Consider the following 17,764-nt stretch of genomic DNA (forward strand, 5'->3'; position numbering starts at 1 on the left):
CCGTCATCTAATCGTTATTTCATCCTTTTTAATCTTTCGGAATGACTTAAGATATCGGTGATCCGAACGCCGAAATTTTCATCGATGACGACCACTTCGCCCTGGGCGATCAACCGGTTGTTGACGAGGATGTCAACCGGTTCGCCGGCCAATTTGTCCAGTTCAATGATGGATCCGGGCGACAGATCCAAGATTTCCTTGATCAATTTTTTCGTTTTTCCGAGTTCCACGGTCACTTGCAGGGGGATATCCAGCAACATGTCCAAATTTCGCGGCTGCCCGCTTTCCTTGTCCTCCTCGTGGAAATCGGAGAAAACGGCGGGCTGGACGTTTTTCGGTTCGGAACCGCCGGTTGAACGGCTCTGTACCGCGGATTTTCTTTTTCCTCCGGGGGCGTTTTCTTCCCCCGTCCCACCCGTTTGGGGAGGTTGTCCGCCCGGAATCCCGGTGTCACCGCTCTTATCCATACCGGAAGCCTCCTTCGCCTCCTCCTTCGGCGAATGATCTACCTGCGATTCTTCCACCAATGATTCGACCATCCGTTGGGCAAATTGGACCGGAATCAATTGCATGATGCTGGAATTGATCAAGTTTCCGACCTTCAAACGGAAAGAGATTTTCACCAGCGGATCGTCTTCCGGGATCGATTCCGTTCCTTTGCCCTCCGGTATGTTCAAGATATCAATCGTCGGAGGAGAAATTTCAATCCTTTTTCGGAAAACGGTAGACATGCTCGTTGCGGCCGAACCCATCATCTGGTTCATGGCCTCTTGGACCGCGCTCAGTTCGATTTCGCCGAGCTCATCGGGCAAATCATCCCCTGTTCCTCCCAGCATCAGGTTGGCAATGATTTTGGCGTCATCCTCATGGATGATCAACAGGTTGGAACCCGAAAACCCTTCCGTGTAATCGACGACGACGGCGACATAGGGTTTGGGAAACTCCTTATGCAAGTCCCTTTTGTAGACCATCGATACTTCAGGCGTCGTAATTTCCACCTTCTGATTCAGGATCTGGGATAAGGCGGTCGCGGAACTTCCGAAGGAGATGTTGCCGATCTCCCCCAAGGCATCCTGTTCAAAGGTGGACAAAAAATGGTTCGTATCTAAAGAATCCCTGTTATCCGCTCCGTTTAACAGGGCATCGATCTCTTCCTGTGACAGCATTCCGTCATTCATGCTCATTTTTTTCCTCCTTTATTTCTTCCAGTATTTGCACCGCCATTTTATTTTTCAATTTCCCGGGCTGGGCGAGATATTTGGGCACACCCCCGATTTTCACAACGACCGGCTCGTCGATCTTTTTGTTTAAGATGATGCAGTCTCCCGTGTCCAAACCCATCAATTCCTCGACGGTGATCGTCGAGTTGCCCAGTTCCACCGTGCAAAGGACCGGGGCGTTTTTCACCCGGTTGGACAAGGCGGAGACGTTCTCGGGATTTTTATTCTTCTTTTCCGTCTGCATCCAAAAATGCATCGACAGGCGGGGGATGACGGGCTCCAGGGTCAAATGGGGAATGCAGATATTGATCATTCCGCTCGTTTCACCGATCGTCACCGTCAAGGAAATCACGACGACCGTCTCGTTGGGTGAGACCATTTGCAGAAATTGGGGATTAACCTCAAATCCTTTCATTTGCGGCTCGATTTCCGCGATCGATCCCCAAGATTCCCGCATTTGGTCGAAGGCGCCGGTGAACAGTTTCGTCATGATCTTTTGTTCGATATCCGTCAAATGTTCGATCTTGTTTTCGCTTTTGCCCAGCCCTCCCAAGACCCGGTCCAACATCGCGTAGGCGACATTCGGGTTCACTTCGATCAAAATGTTGCCGCTTAAAGGAGGAATTTCGTACAAATAAAGGAATGTCATATTGGGGATGGAGCGGACAAATTCTTCATAGGGAATTTGGTCCACGCTCGCCACATTGATCTGCACATAGATCCTTAATTTTCCGGAAAAATATGTTGTCAACAGCCGGGCAAAGTTTTCATGGATCCGGGACAGGCTGCGGATCTGCTCCTTGGAAAACCTGAGCGCCCGCTTAAAATCATAGATCTTCACCTTTTTCTCTTCTTCTTCCTTCTTTATCTCTTCCGCACTCACTTCCCCCGCGGAAAGGGCGGACAATAATGCGTCGATTTCGCTCTGGGATAATACTTCGCCGGTTGGCAAAGGAAGGCCACCCCCCCAAGGAAAAAATCTTTCGCCGATCCTATTGGATCAGGATCGAAGTGATATAAACCTGCTCGACACTGCCCGGCTTGGCCAATTCATTCAATTTTTCCTTCAATTGATTTTCCAATTTGATTTTTCCCTGCGTCCCTTGCAGGTCCTTGGCGTCCGTTCCGGACAGGAGCTTGATGATCACATTTTTCACTTGATAATCCCGTTTTTCCAGCTCTTCTTTCGTCTTTTCGTCATCCGTTTGAATCTTGAACGAAACACGGATGTAATGTTCGTTTTTTAAATTGGTCGTCATCTCGGGAATTTCCAGCGTCCTTTTCAACAAGTCATCCGCACTGATCTTCGCATCGGCTTCGTCGGACTGTTTCAGAAAATAGATGTAAACGCCGGCCGCAACGATGACTGTAATCAATGCAAAGACTAAAATGGCAGTCGACCTATTCTTCAACGTCATCATCCTTCCAAAAATTCCGCCCCAACAAACCGATCTCCTGATAAAACCTTTTGATCGCTTCCACGACTTGTTCTTCCTCTTCCTTCACCACATACCGTTTTCCGTTCGTCAACAGGATGGCCGTGTCGGGAAACGACTCGACCGTTTCTATGTATAAGGCATTGACGAAAAAGGGTTTTCCGTTCAGCCTCGTCAATTTTATCATGGCAGACGGGGATTCGCTCACCCAATACCTCCGTTTCTTCCAACGATTACGGGAAGGGGAGGGAAACGCCTCCCCCCGCTTGGAACGCCTTTAAAGAATTATCGTTTCAAGTTCACCAATTCCTGCAAAATTTCATCGGACGTGGTGATGATCCGGGTATTCGCCTGGAAGCCCCTTTGCGCGACGATCATTTCCGTAAATTCTTCGGAAAGGTCGACGTTGGACATCTCCAGGGCGCTGCTCATGATCGTGCCGCGGCCGTCGCCGGGAACCCCGATGTTCGGCGTGCCGGAGTTCAACGATTGCTGGAACAAGTTCCCGCCCGCTTTCATGAGGCCGGAAGGATTGCTGAATTTGGCAATCGCCAAGGTGCCGAGGGTGACGACGGAGCCGTTGGAATACACGGCGTTGATTTCACCCCGCGGCCCGAAGCTGAAGCTTTCCAGCTGGCCTTCCGTCACCCCGTCGGCCGTGACGATGGCGTCGTTGGCCCCGGACACATGGGTCAACTGATTAAAATCGAAGTTGTAGGTGTAGGTGCCGCCGGCCACCGGAACACCCAGGCTTATGGCGCTGCCGTTCACCGTATTCCCGCCCTTGTCGGTGATGGAAACCACCCTGCCGTTATTGTCAAAAGTGATCGTGGCCTCCGGCTGGACGGTTCCGTCCGGCTGGGTGAAATAGAGGGCCCATTGATCCGTGCCGGTCTTTTGGAAATAGATGTTGATCCGTTCGACGCTGCCGGTATCCGTGACCACTTCAAATTGTTGGGAATACAGGAAACCGTTTCCCGCATTATTCGACAAATTGCCGGAGACGGTCACCGAATTCGTCGGGATGAACGGCATGACCGCGTTGACGTTGATCGTCACATCGCCCAGGTTGCCGTTCGCATCGAAGGCCTGCACCCGCAGTCCGTCGGCGTTCACCAAGGTTCCTTCGTTATCCAGGTAAAAGTTTCCGGCGCGGGTATAGTAGAGGGCGTTCCCTTGGCGGACGACGAAATACCCGTCGCCGTTGATGGCCAGGTCGAGGGATCTTCCCGTCGTCTGCGTGCTCGATTCCGTGTGGATCGTATCGATGGTGGCGATGGTGGCGCCCAACCCGACCTGCATCGGATTGACTCCGCCCCGGTTGGCCCGGGCGCCGCTGGCTCCCGCCAAGGTTTGATTGATGGTGTCTTTAAAGGTGACCCTGCTCTTTTTAAACCCGAAGGTGTTCACGTTGGCGATATTGTTTCCGATGACATCCAGTTTCGTTTGGAAATTGCGGATGCCGCTGATGGCGGAATACATGGAACGTAACATGGCTTTCCCTCCTGAACCTGATCAATTTTTCATCGATTCCGTTTAGCTGCTTCCGTCATTCCGCAGCTGCGCTTTCCCTGAAAGGGTCCAGCTTCGTCTTGCGGCGATCGGTTCTTCAATGGATGATGATCGCCCCGTTGATGTTGGTGAAGATTTGCGACCCGGCCTCCTTCTGGTCCATGGCCGTGATCACCGTTCCGTTGGAGGCGCTGACGATCAGCGCCGCATCGCGCAGCAATACGAGCGATTCTTTCACGCCCATCTTCTTCGCTTGTTCCACCTTTTCGCCGATCGTCTTCCAGTCCCGGTCGCTGATGACGATATTTCTTTTTTCCATCCGTTCCTTCGCGTGCTTGCTTACGGTCAATCCTCCGGTTTCCTGCAAAGCCTTTTGCAGCTCGCCGGCAAAACCGGATGAAACCCTCCGGTTTCCCGTTCCCCCTCCGGGCGGCAAATTGGCCAAAGGGGGAAAAATCGGTTTATGGATACCCATCGTTCCCACCTTCCGGATCATCCGGCCGTTTCGATTTTGACAATTTGGCCGGCCGTGATTTTCGAATGTTGATCATCGTTCATGTGGAAGTAGATGATCCCGTCCTTTACCGAAACGGATTGGACGACAGCCTGCCTTTCCGCGCCCTGTTCATCCGTCCAGGTGATCTTTTTCCCGATCAGGGCGCTCGCTTCCACGATGGACGAACCGAAGGCATCTTTCACGCCCGAGATGTTTCCCGGCTTCAGTTCCGTCCCGTCCTCCAAATAAAAGACCGGTTCGCCGGACTTGAACATGACGGAGACGATGCGGCCCGTTCCCTTCTTGACGACCGGCTGCCCGCCGGAATCCTGCGGATATTCGACGATATGCCAGTCGACCTCCTTGCCGACGAAGGAAGAGTAGCCGATATACAAATTTTCCTTCTGCAAGGCAATCAAATTTTCCATGGAATCGGCAACTTCCATCATCTGCTCCAATTGGGAAAAGGTGGCCATCTGGGCAATGAAGTCCTTGTCCTCCAACGGGTTCAAGGGATCCTGGTTCTTCAGCTGAGCCATCAATATTTTCAAAAAGGCATCCTTGCCGAGCACGTTGCCGGGGGATTGGTTCCGGTTGGCTGCGTTGGCATAGAAAAGGCTCGAGTCAATGGCATTGGTCATAACGATCACCTAGATTTCGTAGTTTAACAAGGTTTCTGAAAAGGAATGCTCCTGTTCGTCCTCCCGCTTTTCCGGGTTCTGCTGTTCCCGGCCGGGATTCCTGCCGTTGTCCCCGGAGTATTGGGGGAGCGTTTCCTTCCTTTCCGAATGGACGTGGATGAGTTCAATCCGGTCCACCGTGATGTTTTGCTGGACAAAGGCCTGGCGCAGCGCATGGAGCTGCGATTCCAAAATCTCCTTCGCCGCCGTGGTGGAAGTCACGATTTTGGCCGTCAAACCCTGTTCCTGCTGGATCAACTGGATCTTCAAGGCGCCGAGTTCCTTCGGGTGGAGCCGCACGGTGAGCTGTTCCGTATTCCCGAACTTTTGAAAGGCCGATTTCGCGATCACCGCTTGCAGCTGGTCGATGAATTGCTGATAGGTCAGGGGCTTCCCCTCTTTGACGAGAAACAGGGTCGGAATCTCAAGCTTGGCCGAAAAGGACGAAAAATCGGCGGCGTTCCCAGCCTGCGGCGGAAGGTGGACCGCTTCCGGCGTCCCCTTTGGCTCTCCGGAATAAGGGATTCCGAATTGGGCTGGCTTCTTCACAACGGGAAGGGCTGGCTTCGTTCCCCCATCGGCCATTCTCGCAAATATTTCCTTGATGAAATCCGGGCGGGCATCCTGCATTAGCTTTTCCGCCAGCCGGAGGAGCTCCCCGTCGTTTTTCCAAGCGCCGGCCTTCAGCCATTGTTCCATGGTTCCGAAGGCATTGGCGGACCGGGTCAAATCGCCGGACGGCTGTTTACCGGCAAAAGCTTTGGCCGGATCCGGATTCGCCTCCAAAAAACGGGCGATGAATTGGGAAAGGATTTCAAGGGCGTCCGCGACGGCCCGTTCATCCGCCGGATCCCGCGTCCCTTCCTGCCCGGACATCCCAAGGGAAAGGGCGATTCTGTCCGCTTCCTCCTCCGGGAGATCGAGAAGGCGGATGAACCGGGATAGGAGGGAGTCCCATTCTTCCATTCCCACTTCTCCAGGCGGCCGTTCATCCCCCGTACTCTCGGTCTGATCCGGGAAGCGGGCCGGAACAAAAGGCGGCATGAACGGAGATGGGATGGGCGATTTTTCCCCTTTTCCCTGCCGGTTTCCTTGCTCTTCTCCCTTCTCCCCCGCGTAACGGAGCATCAGGGCCTTGAATCCGCCGCCGTCCTTGACGGGCTGTCCCCCGAAGGGCGATTCCTTCCCCCCGGCAAAAGCGGGAATTTCGATCAAACCGGAAAATCCTGCAATCTCCATTTTTTCACCTCCTTTCAAGGGTCTTCCTTCATTCCGTTTCGGAAAGAAGGGAAGTAAATTTCGCCGCATCCTGCGGGGACATCTTCTCCAAGATGCGGGCAAGGTTTTCTTCCTTCAATTGGGAAAGGATGCTGACCGCCCGCTTTTCATCCATGGCGGCAAAAATCGCCGCGGCCTTTTTCGGAGCCATTTTTTCATAGGTCCGCACCACGTCCGGCCCCTTTTGCCCGCTTGCATTCTGCTCGTTTTCCTTTTCCAGATTCTCCTTTTCCCTCTGCAGTTTTTCATTTTCCCGGGTCAGGTTCTCGATCTCTTTTTCCAGCCGGTCGATATCCTTCTGCAGGCTCTCCTTCTCCTCTTCCTCCTGTCTCAGTTTCCCTTCCAATTCCGCGATCCTTTTTTCATATTGGCTGTCACGTTCGTCCCCGCCCGCCATTTTCCCGACGACGGGCAGATTGCCGAGCCATTTCTTTCCTTCTTCTAAAACATTGATTCCGGAGATGGACAAAACCGCCACGAGCACGACGATTCCGAACAAGAGCGGGATCAATGTTCCGTAGAAGATCCAATGAAAGAGGTGCGATTTTTTTTCCTGATCCTCTCTTTCCATTCCTACCACCCGTTTCTCCTTAATGCGCTGCGGGAGGAAATTTCATCCAGATCCTTCGTTTCCTTCCATTTTTCCAGCTGCAAAAACATTTGATAGTCTTTTTCTTTCATTCTTTCATATTTTTTTACTTCCACGTTTTTCTCCACGAGCCGCCGGTATTCTTCGTTCATTTTGTCCCTGGCGCGGATGACCAGCTGCTGGTAGTGATCGATCTCCCGCTGCAAGTTGGCCAAATATCGCTGGAATTCGCGGAGGCGATCGACGGAGAGGCCGTCCCGGATCCTCTTCTCCCGCTCCGCTTCCAATTCTTCCTTTTCCTTCAGCAGCCGGTAGAGGCCTTGGGCGGCTTCTTCAAACCTCCGGACCGCCTGGTGGTACGAATTGACCGCTTCGTTTTTTTCCATGGTGCGTACGGAAAGGATTTTTTCAAACCGGTAGGAGAAAACCAATTCATTCACCCGCCATCAGCTGATGTAATCGTCCGACGCTTTCTTCCATCGAGTACTTCTCATTGACCTTCTGCTTCAAAAATTCCACGATCTTCGGGTAATAATCGATGGCCCGGTCGATTTCCGGCGATGTCCCCCGTTTATAGGCCCCGATATTGATCAGGTCTTCGGAGCGGACATAGGTATCCATGATTTCCCGCAAGCTTTCCGCGCTCCTTTGGTGGCTTTCGTCCACGATCGCATTCATCAGGCGGCTGATGCTCTTCAGCACGTTGATCGCCGGATAATGGCCCTTGTTGGCCAGGGCCCGGTCCAAAACGATATGGCCGTCGAGGATCCCCCTTACCGCGTCGGCGATCGGCTCGTTGAAATCGTCGCCGTCGACGAGCACCGTATAAAAGGCGGTGATCGATCCCTTCTCGTTCGTCCCGGTCCGTTCCAGCAGCTGGGGAAGCAGGGAAAAGACGGAGGGCGTGTATCCCTTCGTTGCCGGCGGCTCGCCGACCGCCAGGCCGATCTCCCGCTGCGCCATGGCGATCCGGGTGACCGAATCCATCATCAAGAGAACGTCCATTCCCCGGTCGCGGAAATACTCGGCGATGGAAGTGGCCGTAAAGGCCCCCTTAATCCGCATCAGCGCCGGCTGGTCTCCCGTAGCAGCAACCACGATGGACCGTTCCAATCCTTCCTTTCCCAAGTCCCTTTCGATGAATTCCCGCACTTCCCTGCCCCGCTCGCCGATCAAGGCGATCACGTTCAAATCCGCCTTCGTATTCCGGGCGATCATCCCGAGCAGGGTGCTTTTCCCAACGCCGCTTCCGGCAAAGATGCCCACCCGCTGTCCCTTTCCGATCGTAAGCAAGCTGTCGATGCTCTTAATGCCGACTTCCAGCGGCTCGGAAATCGGCGGACGCAACAGGGGGTTGGGAGGCTGCTGCTGGGTGGAAAATTCCCTCATCTTCTTCGGCAAGGGGCTCCCGTCCAAAGGTTCCCCCAAGGAATTCAACACCTTTCCGACCAATTGGGGCCCCACTTTTATTTTCAAGGACTCCCCGGTGCTCTCCACGATCCATCCCGGCGCGATGTCCTGAACGGAGGTATAGGGCATGATCAGGACGGATTCCCCGCGGAATCCGACCGCCTCCCCGATGATCCTTTTCTTCCTGTCGCTGCCGTTCGGAAAGATGTAACAGATATCGCCGACCGAACAGGGCGGCCCCTGGGATTCGATCATGATGCCGACGACTTGTTTGACGCGGCCGTAACGTTTGTAAGGGTCGATATACTGGAGTTCGGACAAGAGCTGGTCTATGTTCATGTTCAACCTCCGTCCGCGATCTTCAAAAGCTTCTCCCGGATCTCCATCAGCTGGGCGTCCACGCTGGCATCGATGCGGCCGCCTTCCGTTTCGATGATGCAGCCCGTCTCCGGCACTTCATCGGAAGGATAGATCAAAAGTTCCCCGTTTTGGAAGTACAAGGACCGGAGCTCTTCTTTCTGCTCCAAAACGAGAGGATACATTTTGTAGTGGACGATCACCCGGACTTCCCGGTATTCTTTCGCCTCCTGGATCGCCTTTTTCACAAGGGGAAGGAAGTTTTCCGGATTTTCTTCGATCTTCATGTTCAGTATTTTTTCCGCTACGGCCAAACCGATCGCCAGGATCGTTTTTTCCGATTGTTCGATATGGGAAAAATAATCCTTTTTCGCCAAGTCGACCGTTTCCTTCGCCTCGGCGATCGATTTTGCCGCTTCCGCATAGCCCGCCTGCCTTCCGAGCAAGCGTCCTTCCTCATATCCTTCCTTTTTTGCCCTCTCGGCGATCTGCCCGATCTCTTCCATCATTTTCTGCCTTTCCCGTTCCGCCTCTTCCTTCATCCGCAGCGCTTCCCGCTTCGCTTCGGAGAGGATGGCCTCCGCCTTTTTCCTCGTCTCTTCCCAATCGATGGCCGGTTCAACGTCGGCCGGTTCAGGGAGCAAATCCGTTTTTTGTTCCTCGGGCGCCGGTTTTTCCAGCGTCCGAATGCGGATGGTTCTTCCGGCCTGCCGGCTGAACCGGGCGCCTTTAATAACTTTAGACAATAATGTCATCACCCCCGCCGCGGGCAATCACGATTTCGCCGCTCTCTTCGAGGCGGCGGATGACGGAAACGATGCGGGATTGGGCTTCTTCGACGTCGCGCAGGCGCACCGGGCCCATGATTTCCATTTCCTGCTTAAAGGTTTCGCTCATCCGTTTGGACATGTTTTTGAAGATGACTTCTTTCACTTCATCGCTGGCCACCTTCAAGGCAAGCAGCAAGTCATCGTTGTCGCAATCGCGGATGACGAGCTGGATCGCCCGGTTATCCAGCGTGACGATATCCTCGAAGACGAACATCCTTTTCTTGATCTCTTCGGCGAGTTCGGGATCCTGTTCGGCCAGCGTATCGAGGATCGTCCGTTCCGTGGACCGGTCGACCCCGTTCAAAACATCCACGACCGCCTCGATGCCGCCCGTTTTCGTATAGTCGTGGGTAAAGGTGGCCGACAATTTTTGCTCCAATATCTGCTCCACTTCATAAATGACTTCCGGGGAGGTGCTGTCCATCAGGGCGATTCTTTTCGCCACATCCGCCTGCATCTCCTGGGGCAGGTTGGAAAGAATCTGGGCCGCCTGATTCGGTTCCAAATAGGACAGAACCAAGGCGATCGTCTGCGGATGCTCGTTTTGAATAAAGTTCAAGATCTGGTTCGGATCCGTTTTCCTGGCAAAATCGAAGGGCCTGACCTGCAAGGTGGAAGTGAGGCGGTTGATGATGGCCGCCGCCTGGTCGGGACCGAGGGCTTTTTCCAAAACCATTTTGGCGTACCCGATGCCTCCCTGGGCGATGTAATCCTGGGCGACGGCCAAATGGTAAAACTCGTTGACGACCTCATCCTTTTTCTGCGATTCGACTTTTTTAATGCTGGAGATTTCCAACGTCAATTTTTCGATTTCTTCTTCCGTCAAATATTTGTAAATGGAGGCGGACACATCCGGTCCGAGGGAGATGAGAAGGATGGCAGCTTTTTGTTTTCCCGTCAACTCTTTCGTTTTCACCAATGGAACCGCCCTCCTAATCTTCGCTTAACCAAGTGCGCAGCAGCTTGGCGAATTCTTCAGGCTGCTCTTTCGCCATTTTCTCGATTTGTTTTCTCCGCAAGGATGTTTCCGATTCTTTTCCTTCGATTTCCGGAACTTCCGCCGGCGCTTCTTCCCTGTTGACGTCTTCGGCGGCGGACAACGCCTCCTCCTCTTCTTCCCGTCTTCTCCTCCTTATGTACAGAACGGTCAAGACGATCAGCGCGATCAGCAAAGCGGCTCCGACGATATACGCCCAAAGGGGAATCCGGCTCTCCGCCTGCGGCTCGTTGGCGGGACTGCCGAGCAGCGGCTGCACCGTTACCGCGATTTTTTGGGAAATCTCGTCATCGGTCAGCGGTTCGTCGATGGTGTCCTTGTCGATCGACGTCCGGACGATCGTGCTCAAAATTTGCCGGATGCCGTCTTCAATCTCCAGCGGATCCGCACCTTCCCCTTCCGGCGGTTCGGCGATCACCTGGATGCCGAGATCGCGGATCTTATAGGGGCTTTCGATGATCTCCCGGCGGATCCGGTTCACTTCGTAATTGATCGTCTCTTCGGTCTTTTCATATTCCCCTTCGCCGTTTCTCCCCTCCAAATAGGTGCTGCCGAGGGGATCGGTATTATCTTCCGCCTGCGGCGTTCCGCCGGCCGCAGCGCCGTTTCCGGTATAGGATTCGCTGATCCGTTGGGCGCTGATCGCGATCCCTTCCATATTTTCCTCGTCAACCGGTTCGACCAGATTTTCTTCCCTTTTCTCCTGGGTAAAGTCGATGTCGGCGGTAACCGAGACGACGGCTTTTCCGGGGCCCATCAGCATGCTGAGCATGCTTTGCACTTGCTTTTGGATGTCCTTTTCGATTTCCTTCTTAATGGCAAATTGATTTGCAAACCCGGCCGTATTGGAAGAATTTTCATCTTCCATTTCCAAGTAATTAAAATTCTGATCCATGATGACGATATTATCGGTAGGCAGATTCGGCACGCTTTTGGAAACGAGCGTATACAACGCCCTTATTTGCTTTTGGTCGAAATTGTAGCCGGGTTCGGTTTGAAGGACGATGGAAGCCGAGGCTTCTTCTTCCTTGTCATTGACAAAAATCCCTTTTTCGGGAAGATTGATCATGACCTTCGCATCGCGGATGCCATCGATGCTTTTGATTAAATTTTCCAGTTCGGTCTGCATCGCATCCAGCTTGATCACGTTGAATTCGTTGTCGGTAATCCCTAGGCCCGCCTTTTCACTGAAGAAGGAATAATCGATGCTGCCCGATTTCGGAAGGCCTTCGGCAGCCAGTTCCACCTTCAGGGCATCCGCCTGATCCTTCGGCACTTTGATCGTCGTCCCGCCGTCGGCGATTTCCGACTTGATTCCCCGGGCATCCAGCATCTCTTTGATGGAACCGGTTTCCGCCGGCGTCAAATCCTTATATAAAGGGACGAGCGGGGTCCTCGTCGTAAAGAAGATTAAAAGGCTTACAGCCGTAATGAAGACAAGGACCGAGGCGATCAATATCCCCTTTTGGCGCCGGCTCCGTCGGGACCATGCGGTTTTCAGTTTCTGCCAATATTGCTGTATCTTCTCCTTCATCATACCCTCTCCGAAATCCCAGTTCTTTTGCGTTCAGCCAATTCCCGCGTTCCGGCCCCCGGCCGAAACGGACACCCTTTTATATCTGCATCCTCATGATTTCCTGATAGGCTTCGATCACTTTATTGCGTATTTCCAGGGTCGCCTGCAAAGCGATCGAGGCTTTTTCGGCGGCGATCATCACCTGGTGGAGCTCCACATCCTGCCCCAAGGCCAATTTTTCCGTCATTTGATCCGACTGGACCTGCAATTCGTTCACCTTATTGATCGCATCCTTCAAAAAGGATGCGAAGCTTTGCTCCGTCCGCTGCGTCTCCGGGCTTGGTGCCAAATTCCTCGCAGGACTGACCGGCGCCGTCGCCGGATTGAGGAAAACCGATTCAATGGCCATCGCTTACCCACCTTTCCTCATTTTCCGATTTCAAGGGCCTTCATCAACATGCCCTTCGCGGCGTTGAACGTGGTGACGTTCGCTTCGTAGGAGCGGGTGGCGCTGATCAAATCCACCATCTCCCGCAAAGGATCCACATTCGGGTAGCGGACGTATCCGTCTTCACCGCTGTCGGGATGGTCGGGGTCATAGACGAGCTGGAAAGGGGACGGATCTTCCACGATCCTTGTCACCTTGACCCCGCCGGCTCCTTGCCGGCTGATCTCCGTGTTGAGATAGGATGAAAAGCTGTTTTCCTTAGGTTCCAGGACGACCATCTTCCGCCGGTAGGGCACCCACTCGCCGTTCACGTATCTGCCCCTCGTCGTTTCGGCGTTGGCGATGTTCGACGAGATGACGTCCATCCTCAGCCGCTGGGCGGTCAAGGCCGACGCCGGGATGCTCAAACTGGAAAACACGGTTATTTCCCTCCCTTAATGACGGTTTCCAACCCGTTAAATTTTCCGCTCAACCGGTCGGCCAAGGCGTAATAGTAAATCTGGTTTTCTGCCAGTTTCGACATTTCCTCGTCCATATCGACGCTGTTCCCGTTATGGTTGTATTGAAATGGATTGCTGGTCTGCTGCACAGGATTGGAATTTGAGGAGCGAATCGGAATGTGGCGCGGGTCCGTACGCCTTCCCTCAAAGGCATTCCGGAGTTCCTGCTGAAAGAATGAGCGGAAATTGACTTGTTTCGCCTTGTAGTTGGGAGTGTCCGCGTTGGCGATGTTTTCGGAAATGACCTTTTGCCTGAGAGCGGAATAATCCAACGCCCTTTCGAGAACGTTGAAGGTGCTGGAGAACAAATCCATGGCAATCACTCCAAAATATGACAAGATCTTTAAAAATTTGTCATATTGATACAATTATCATTGTACGATTGGCAAATCTCGGTTGTCCATAACGGATAGGTAAAATTTTCTGGGACTTTTTAACCAAAATTTCGCCGAAAATTTTCTGTCAAGCAGTAAAATCTTCCCTGTCAGAAGGAGAAGAACCGGGACTCTCCTGTTATTTTTCGACAAAAACTTCAAATTCCCTTCAATTTTTTTAGGCCGAAAGAACCATTTTTGATAAGATTTTCAATTTCATGCAAAAAAAATCGGGGCTAGTAAAATAGCCCCGATTGTCATTTTTTTAGTTCATTTTTCCTAAAAAAGGTCCGCAAGGGGACAACTGCGGCGGATTTCTTTTACGAGCGGACCTTTTCCAGTTCTTCCAAAAACTTGTTGTTCAACACTTTAATGAAGGTGCCCTTCATTCCCAAGGACCGGGATTCGATGACGCCCGCGCTCTCCAGTTTCCGCAGGGCGTTGACGATGACGGAACGGGTGATGCCGACCCGGTCGGCGATCTTCGATGCGACCAAAAGCCCCTCTTTCCCGTTCAATTCTTCAAAAATATGCTCAATCGCTTCCAACTCGCTGTAAGAGAGGGAGCTGATCGCCATCTGCACGACCGCCTTGCTTCTTGCGTCCTCTTCGATTTGTTCCGATTTTTCCCGCAAGATTTCCATGGCGACGACGGTGGCGCCGTACTCGGCCAGCAGCAGGTCGTCGTCCTTAAATTCCTCATCCAGGCGGGACAGGATCAAAGTTCCCAGCCGTTCGCCGCCGCCCACGATCGGGACGATGGTCGTCAGGCCGTTTTTGAAAATGTCCTTGTTTTCCACCGGAAAAGCGGTATACGGGCTGTCCACGCCGATGTTGGCCGTCGTTTCATTGATGTTGAACAGGCTTTTCGTATATTCTTCCGGGAACTGCCGGTCTTCGAACATCTTTTTCATCCGTTCGTTTTCAATTTGCTGGGCGATGGCAAAACCCAACAATTTTCCCCTGCGGCTGACGATGAAGACGTTCGCGTTGATGACTTCGCTCAAGGTTTCCGACATTTCTTTAAAGTTGACCGGCTTTCCGCCGGCGTTTTGCAATAAGGCGTTGATTTTCCTCGCTTTGGTCAACAAATCCATTTTCATTTCCTCCCTGTCAATGAGTTGCTTTAATTCTTGCAACAAAGATTACAGAATGTATTGGCTCAAATCTTTGTCTTTCATGATTGCGCCGAGTTTATCCATCACGTATTTGTCGGTGATCGTGATTTTTTCCATCGTAATGTCTGGCGCTTCGAAAGACAGATCTTCCAAAAGCTTTTCCATGATCGTATGCAGTCGTCTCGCACCAATATTATCGGTCTGTTGGTTCACTTCATAAGCGATCTCGGCGATTCTACGAATAGCTTCATCAGAAAATTCAATTTTTATACCTTCCGTTTCCAACAATGCCTGATATTGTTTCAAAATCGCATTGTCCGGTTCCACCAAGATCCGGACGAAGTCGTCGACGGAAAGCTTCTTCAATTCCACCCGAATCGGGAAACGGCCCTGCAATTCCGGGATCAGATCGGACGGTTTCGTCAGGTGGAAGGCGCCGGCGGCGATGAACAGCATATGGTCGGTTTTCACGGGCCCGTATTTGGTCACGACGGTGCAGCCTTCCACGACCGGCAGGATATCCCTCTGCACCCCTTCCCTGGATACGTCGATGGAAGAACCGCCGCCGTTCTTGTTGGCAATCTTGTCGATTTCATCGATGAAGATGATCCCGTGCTGTTCCGCCCGCTCGATCGCCTGCTGGGTAACTTCGTCCATGTCGATCAGTTTTTGCGCCTCTTCCTGGATCAGGATCTTTCTCGCGTCCTTAACCGGGACCCGCTTCTTCTTTTTCCTTTTCGGAAGCAGGCTGCTGAAGGCGTCTTGCATATTCATCCCCATTTGTTCCAACCCCGAGCCTTGCAGCAGGTCGAACATGAAAGGGGACTGCTCTTCCACTTCCAGGGTGACCAGCTCATCCTCCAATTCGCCTTTGGCCAGTTTTTCCCTTACCGCCCTTCTTTTTTCAACGATCGTCCCGTCATCGCCGGCGTCGGGCTCCGGTTCGGAAACGGTTCCTCCCCCGAACAGCATTTCAAAGGGATTTTTCATGTTCGCCTGCTTCTTCTGCGCCGGGACCAAAAGGCTCACGAGCCTCCGTTCGGCGTTCGCCTTCGCCTTTTCCTGGACGGCGAGCATCTTTTCCTGTTTGACGAGGCGGACGCTCGTTTCCACCAAATCCCGGACCATCGATTCCACATCCCTGCCGACGTAGCCGACTTCGGTGAATTTCGTCGCCTCCACTTTGACAAACGGGGCGTTTACCAGCTTGGCGATTCGCCGGGCGATTTCCGTTTTGCCGACGCCGGTGGGCCCGATCATCAAAATGTTTTTCGGCATGATTTCATCCCTTAATTTTTCGGGAAGCAGGCTCCGCCGGTAACGGTTCCTCAAAGCGACGGCAACCGCCCGTTTCGCTTCCTGCTGGCCGACGATATACTGATCGAGTTTTTCCACGATTTGCCTCGGAGTCAGTTCCTGCCTTTTTTGCAGCTTTTTTCCCTCCCTTAAATTTCTTCCACGACGATGCGGTCATTCGTATACACGCACAGGTCCGCGGCGATTTTCAGGGCCGCTTCGGCGATTTCCCGGGCGGACAAATGATCGCCGGCGAATTGCTTCAACGCCCTCCCCGCCGCCAGGGCGTAATTCCCGCCCGATCCGATGGCCAACATCCCGTCGTCGGGCTGAATCACTTCCCCGGTGCCGGATATGAGCAATAAACGGCTTTCATCCATGACGATGAGCATCGCTTCCAATCTGCGTAAAACTTTGTCGCTTCTCCACTGTTTTGCCAATTCCACCGCCGCCCTTTCCAGGTTCCCGTTGAACTCGTCCAGTTTGCCTTCAAACATTTCAAACAAGGTAAACGCATCGGCCACGGAACCGGCAAATCCGGCGAGCACCTTGCCGTTGTACAGCCTTCTCACCTTTCTCGCCGTCTGCTTCATGACGACCGCGTTCCCGAAGGTCACTTGGCCGTCTCCGGCCATGGCCCCTTTTCCCTTGTGATGGATGGCAAAAATCGTCGTTGCACGGATTTCCATTTCGATCCCCCCTATGCCCGCGGGTGATGCGCATCGTAGATTTTCCGCAAATGCTCCTTCGTCACATGGGTATACACTTGCGTGGAAGACAGATGGGAATGCCCGAGCAGCTCCTGAACCGTCCGCAAATCCGCCCCGTTGTTCAACAGATGGGTGGCGAAGGTATGGCGGATCTTATGGGGATAAAGTTTTTTCCCCCCCGCCTTGTCGGACAACGTCCGGAAGACGTAACGGATCCCCCGTTCGGTGATCGGCTTGCCGCGCCCGTTCACAAACAAATAGGGATGATCCTCGCCCTTCATCAATTTTTTCCGCCCGTCGTTGATGTACAGGTCGAGATAGACTTGGGCAAAGTGGCCGTAGGGAACATATCTTTCCTTCTTTCCCTTGCCCTTGACCAACAGGACGGACAGGAAATCATCAAGATCGTCCAGCCGGATGTTGGCGCATTCGCTGACCCGGATGCCGGTGGCATACATCAGTTCGAGCAGGGCCCGGTCCCTTTGGCCCAAAGGCGTGGACACGTCGGCGGATTCGAACAGCGCATTCATCTCTTCTTCATAAAAAAAAGCGGGCAAGCGTTGCTCGAGTTTCGGTGAAGCCGTATGTACGAAGGGGTTGTCCCGGCAATGGGCTTCACGCATGAGAAACTTGTAAAAGGCTCGCAAACTGGACAGTTTTCTTGCGATCGATTTTCGGGCAAGCTTCCTTTCGAACAAACGGGTCAAATATAAACGGGCATCCTGGATGGAAACATCATCCAAATTTTCAATAGATTGTTCATGCATGAACATGAAAAACTCTACAATATCCTTTTTGTAGCTGTCGATCGTATGCTGGGAATAATTTTTTTCGAGTTGCAAATGTTCAAGAAATTGACTTAACAAAAAATTCGGAATTGGCAAGCAAAACACCTCGCGGCTCTTCAATAGTAACATATAATTTTTTAAATTTCAATAAGATTTCACATTTTTTTCACAAAGTTCTGAATAGTATTTAAGGACAGCCGCGGGCAGGC

21 protein-coding genes are annotated in these 17,764 nt (G+C 52.6%); all 21 read right to left on the reverse strand.

The features are described from left to right. Window positions 1-14: 14 nt before the first annotated feature. Window positions 15-1,184 carry a flagellar motor switch phosphatase FliY gene (gene fliY / locus A3EQ_RS0116440; protein ID WP_020156246.1) on the reverse strand — a complete coding sequence of 390 codons (1,170 nt, stop codon included), beginning with the start codon at window positions 1,182-1,184 and terminating at the stop codon, window positions 15-17. After that, the gene (gene fliM, locus A3EQ_RS0116445) at window positions 1,171-2,172 is read right to left on the reverse strand and encodes a flagellar motor switch protein FliM (protein WP_020156247.1); all 1,002 of its coding nucleotides are present in this window, start codon (window positions 2,170-2,172) and stop codon (window positions 1,171-1,173) included. The genes fliY and fliM overlap by 14 nt, the downstream gene beginning before the upstream one ends. 40 nt (window positions 2,173-2,212) lie before the next feature. Then, the gene (gene fliL / locus A3EQ_RS0116450; RefSeq protein ID WP_020156248.1) at window positions 2,213-2,632 is read right to left on the reverse strand and encodes a flagellar basal body-associated protein FliL; all 420 of its coding nucleotides are present in this window, start codon (window positions 2,630-2,632) and stop codon (window positions 2,213-2,215) included. Next, window positions 2,622-2,843 (reverse strand): flagellar FlbD family protein, encoded by a 222-nt coding sequence (locus A3EQ_RS0116455; protein ID WP_020156249.1) that lies wholly within the window; start codon window positions 2,841-2,843, stop codon window positions 2,622-2,624. The genes fliL and A3EQ_RS0116455 overlap by 11 nt, the downstream gene beginning before the upstream one ends. A 98-nt stretch (window positions 2,844-2,941) precedes the next feature. Then, window positions 2,942-4,150 carry a flagellar hook protein FlgE gene (locus tag A3EQ_RS0116465; RefSeq protein ID WP_020156251.1) on the reverse strand — a complete coding sequence of 403 codons (1,209 nt, stop codon included), beginning with the start codon at window positions 4,148-4,150 and terminating at the stop codon, window positions 2,942-2,944. A 115-nt stretch (window positions 4,151-4,265) separates the two neighbouring features. Beyond that, a complete protein-coding gene (locus tag A3EQ_RS21375) occupies window positions 4,266-4,643 on the reverse strand; it encodes a TIGR02530 family flagellar biosynthesis protein (protein WP_153017698.1) in 378 nt (125 codons plus the stop codon). Window positions 4,644-4,660: 17 nt separating this feature from the next. Next, window positions 4,661-5,305, reverse strand: coding sequence for a flagellar hook assembly protein FlgD (gene flgD / locus A3EQ_RS0116475; protein ID WP_020156253.1), 645 nt, complete (start codon window positions 5,303-5,305; stop codon window positions 4,661-4,663). 9 nt (window positions 5,306-5,314) lie between these two features. Continuing rightward, window positions 5,315-6,583 carry a flagellar hook-length control protein FliK gene (locus A3EQ_RS0116480; protein WP_020156254.1) on the reverse strand — a complete coding sequence of 423 codons (1,269 nt, stop codon included), beginning with the start codon at window positions 6,581-6,583 and terminating at the stop codon, window positions 5,315-5,317. Window positions 6,584-6,611: 28 nt separating this feature from the next. Then, window positions 6,612-7,193, reverse strand: a complete 582-nt coding sequence (locus A3EQ_RS0116485) for a MotE family protein (protein ID WP_020156255.1) — start codon at window positions 7,191-7,193, stop codon at window positions 6,612-6,614. A gap of 2 nt (window positions 7,194-7,195) precedes the next feature. Then, on the reverse strand, window positions 7,196-7,651 hold the full coding sequence (gene fliJ, locus A3EQ_RS0116490) for a flagellar export protein FliJ (protein ID WP_020156256.1): 456 nt from the start codon (window positions 7,649-7,651) through the stop codon (window positions 7,196-7,198). After that, a complete protein-coding gene (fliI, locus tag A3EQ_RS0116495; RefSeq protein ID WP_020156257.1) occupies window positions 7,644-8,960 on the reverse strand; it encodes a flagellar protein export ATPase FliI in 1,317 nt (438 codons plus the stop codon). The genes fliJ and fliI overlap by 8 nt, the downstream gene beginning before the upstream one ends. Window positions 8,961-8,962: 2 nt before the next feature. Beyond that, complete coding sequence (gene fliH / locus A3EQ_RS0116500; protein ID WP_020156258.1) at window positions 8,963-9,724, reverse strand: flagellar assembly protein FliH; 762 nt, start codon at window positions 9,722-9,724, stop codon at window positions 8,963-8,965. Continuing rightward, window positions 9,717-10,727 (reverse strand): flagellar motor switch protein FliG, encoded by a 1,011-nt coding sequence (gene fliG / locus A3EQ_RS0116505; RefSeq protein WP_020156259.1) that lies wholly within the window; start codon window positions 10,725-10,727, stop codon window positions 9,717-9,719. Before fliG ends, fliH begins: the two co-directional genes overlap by 8 nt. A 13-nt stretch (window positions 10,728-10,740) precedes the next feature. Then, window positions 10,741-12,339, reverse strand: a complete 1,599-nt coding sequence (fliF, locus tag A3EQ_RS0116510; protein WP_020156260.1) for a flagellar basal-body MS-ring/collar protein FliF — start codon at window positions 12,337-12,339, stop codon at window positions 10,741-10,743. A 79-nt stretch (window positions 12,340-12,418) separates the two neighbouring features. After that, complete coding sequence (gene fliE / locus A3EQ_RS0116515; RefSeq protein WP_020156261.1) at window positions 12,419-12,730, reverse strand: flagellar hook-basal body complex protein FliE; 312 nt, start codon at window positions 12,728-12,730, stop codon at window positions 12,419-12,421. Between the two features lie 17 nt (window positions 12,731-12,747). After that, window positions 12,748-13,194 (reverse strand): flagellar basal body rod protein FlgC, encoded by a 447-nt coding sequence (gene flgC / locus A3EQ_RS0116520; RefSeq protein ID WP_026500037.1) that lies wholly within the window; start codon window positions 13,192-13,194, stop codon window positions 12,748-12,750. After that, the gene (gene flgB / locus A3EQ_RS0116525; RefSeq protein ID WP_020156263.1) at window positions 13,191-13,583 is read right to left on the reverse strand and encodes a flagellar basal body rod protein FlgB; all 393 of its coding nucleotides are present in this window, start codon (window positions 13,581-13,583) and stop codon (window positions 13,191-13,193) included. The genes flgC and flgB overlap by 4 nt, the downstream gene beginning before the upstream one ends. 380 nt (window positions 13,584-13,963) lie before the next feature. Then, a complete protein-coding gene (gene codY, locus A3EQ_RS0116530) occupies window positions 13,964-14,740 on the reverse strand; it encodes a GTP-sensing pleiotropic transcriptional regulator CodY (protein WP_020156264.1) in 777 nt (258 codons plus the stop codon). Window positions 14,741-14,788: 48 nt separating this feature from the next. After that, the gene (gene hslU, locus A3EQ_RS0116535) at window positions 14,789-16,192 is read right to left on the reverse strand and encodes an HslU--HslV peptidase ATPase subunit (RefSeq protein ID WP_040369596.1); all 1,404 of its coding nucleotides are present in this window, start codon (window positions 16,190-16,192) and stop codon (window positions 14,789-14,791) included. 14 nt (window positions 16,193-16,206) lie between these two features. Next, window positions 16,207-16,746, reverse strand: a complete 540-nt coding sequence (gene hslV / locus A3EQ_RS0116540; protein ID WP_020156266.1) for an ATP-dependent protease subunit HslV — start codon at window positions 16,744-16,746, stop codon at window positions 16,207-16,209. A gap of 11 nt (window positions 16,747-16,757) precedes the next feature. Next, complete coding sequence (gene xerC, locus A3EQ_RS0116545) at window positions 16,758-17,660, reverse strand: tyrosine recombinase XerC (RefSeq protein ID WP_020156267.1); 903 nt, start codon at window positions 17,658-17,660, stop codon at window positions 16,758-16,760. Between the last annotated feature and the right edge of the window lie 104 nt (window positions 17,661-17,764).

This window comes from Caldibacillus debilis DSM 16016, assembly GCF_000383875.1.
In the GTDB taxonomy this organism is placed as follows: domain Bacteria; phylum Bacillota; class Bacilli; order Bacillales; family Caldibacillaceae; genus Caldibacillus; species Caldibacillus debilis.

Coding starts and splice junctions, on each gene's coding strand:
- A3EQ_RS0116485 (WP_020156255.1), bottom strand. CDS start 7,193: ATGGAAAGAGAGGATCAGGAAAAAAAATCGCACCTCTTTCATTGGATC.
- flgD (WP_020156253.1), bottom strand. CDS start 5,305: ATGACCAATGCCATTGACTCGAGCCTTTTCTATGCCAACGCAGCCAAC.
- A3EQ_RS0116455 (WP_020156249.1), bottom strand. CDS start 2,843: ATGATAAAATTGACGAGGCTGAACGGAAAACCCTTTTTCGTCAATGCC.
- fliI (WP_020156257.1), bottom strand. CDS start 8,960: ATGAACATAGACCAGCTCTTGTCCGAACTCCAGTATATCGACCCTTAC.
- codY (WP_020156264.1), bottom strand. CDS start 14,740: ATGGATTTGTTGACCAAAGCGAGGAAAATCAACGCCTTATTGCAAAAC.
- A3EQ_RS0116465 (WP_020156251.1), bottom strand. CDS start 4,150: ATGTTACGTTCCATGTATTCCGCCATCAGCGGCATCCGCAATTTCCAA.
- hslV (WP_020156266.1), bottom strand. CDS start 16,746: ATGGAAATCCGTGCAACGACGATTTTTGCCATCCATCACAAGGGAAAA.
- A3EQ_RS0116480 (WP_020156254.1), bottom strand. CDS start 6,583: ATGGAGATTGCAGGATTTTCCGGTTTGATCGAAATTCCCGCTTTTGCC.
- flgB (WP_020156263.1), bottom strand. CDS start 13,583: ATGGATTTGTTCTCCAGCACCTTCAACGTTCTCGAAAGGGCGTTGGAT.
- fliF (WP_020156260.1), bottom strand. CDS start 12,339: ATGAAGGAGAAGATACAGCAATATTGGCAGAAACTGAAAACCGCATGG.
- fliE (WP_020156261.1), bottom strand. CDS start 12,730: ATGGCCATTGAATCGGTTTTCCTCAATCCGGCGACGGCGCCGGTCAGT.
- fliY (WP_020156246.1), bottom strand. CDS start 1,184: ATGAGCATGAATGACGGAATGCTGTCACAGGAAGAGATCGATGCCCTG.
- A3EQ_RS21375 (WP_153017698.1), bottom strand. CDS start 4,643: ATGGGTATCCATAAACCGATTTTTCCCCCTTTGGCCAATTTGCCGCCC.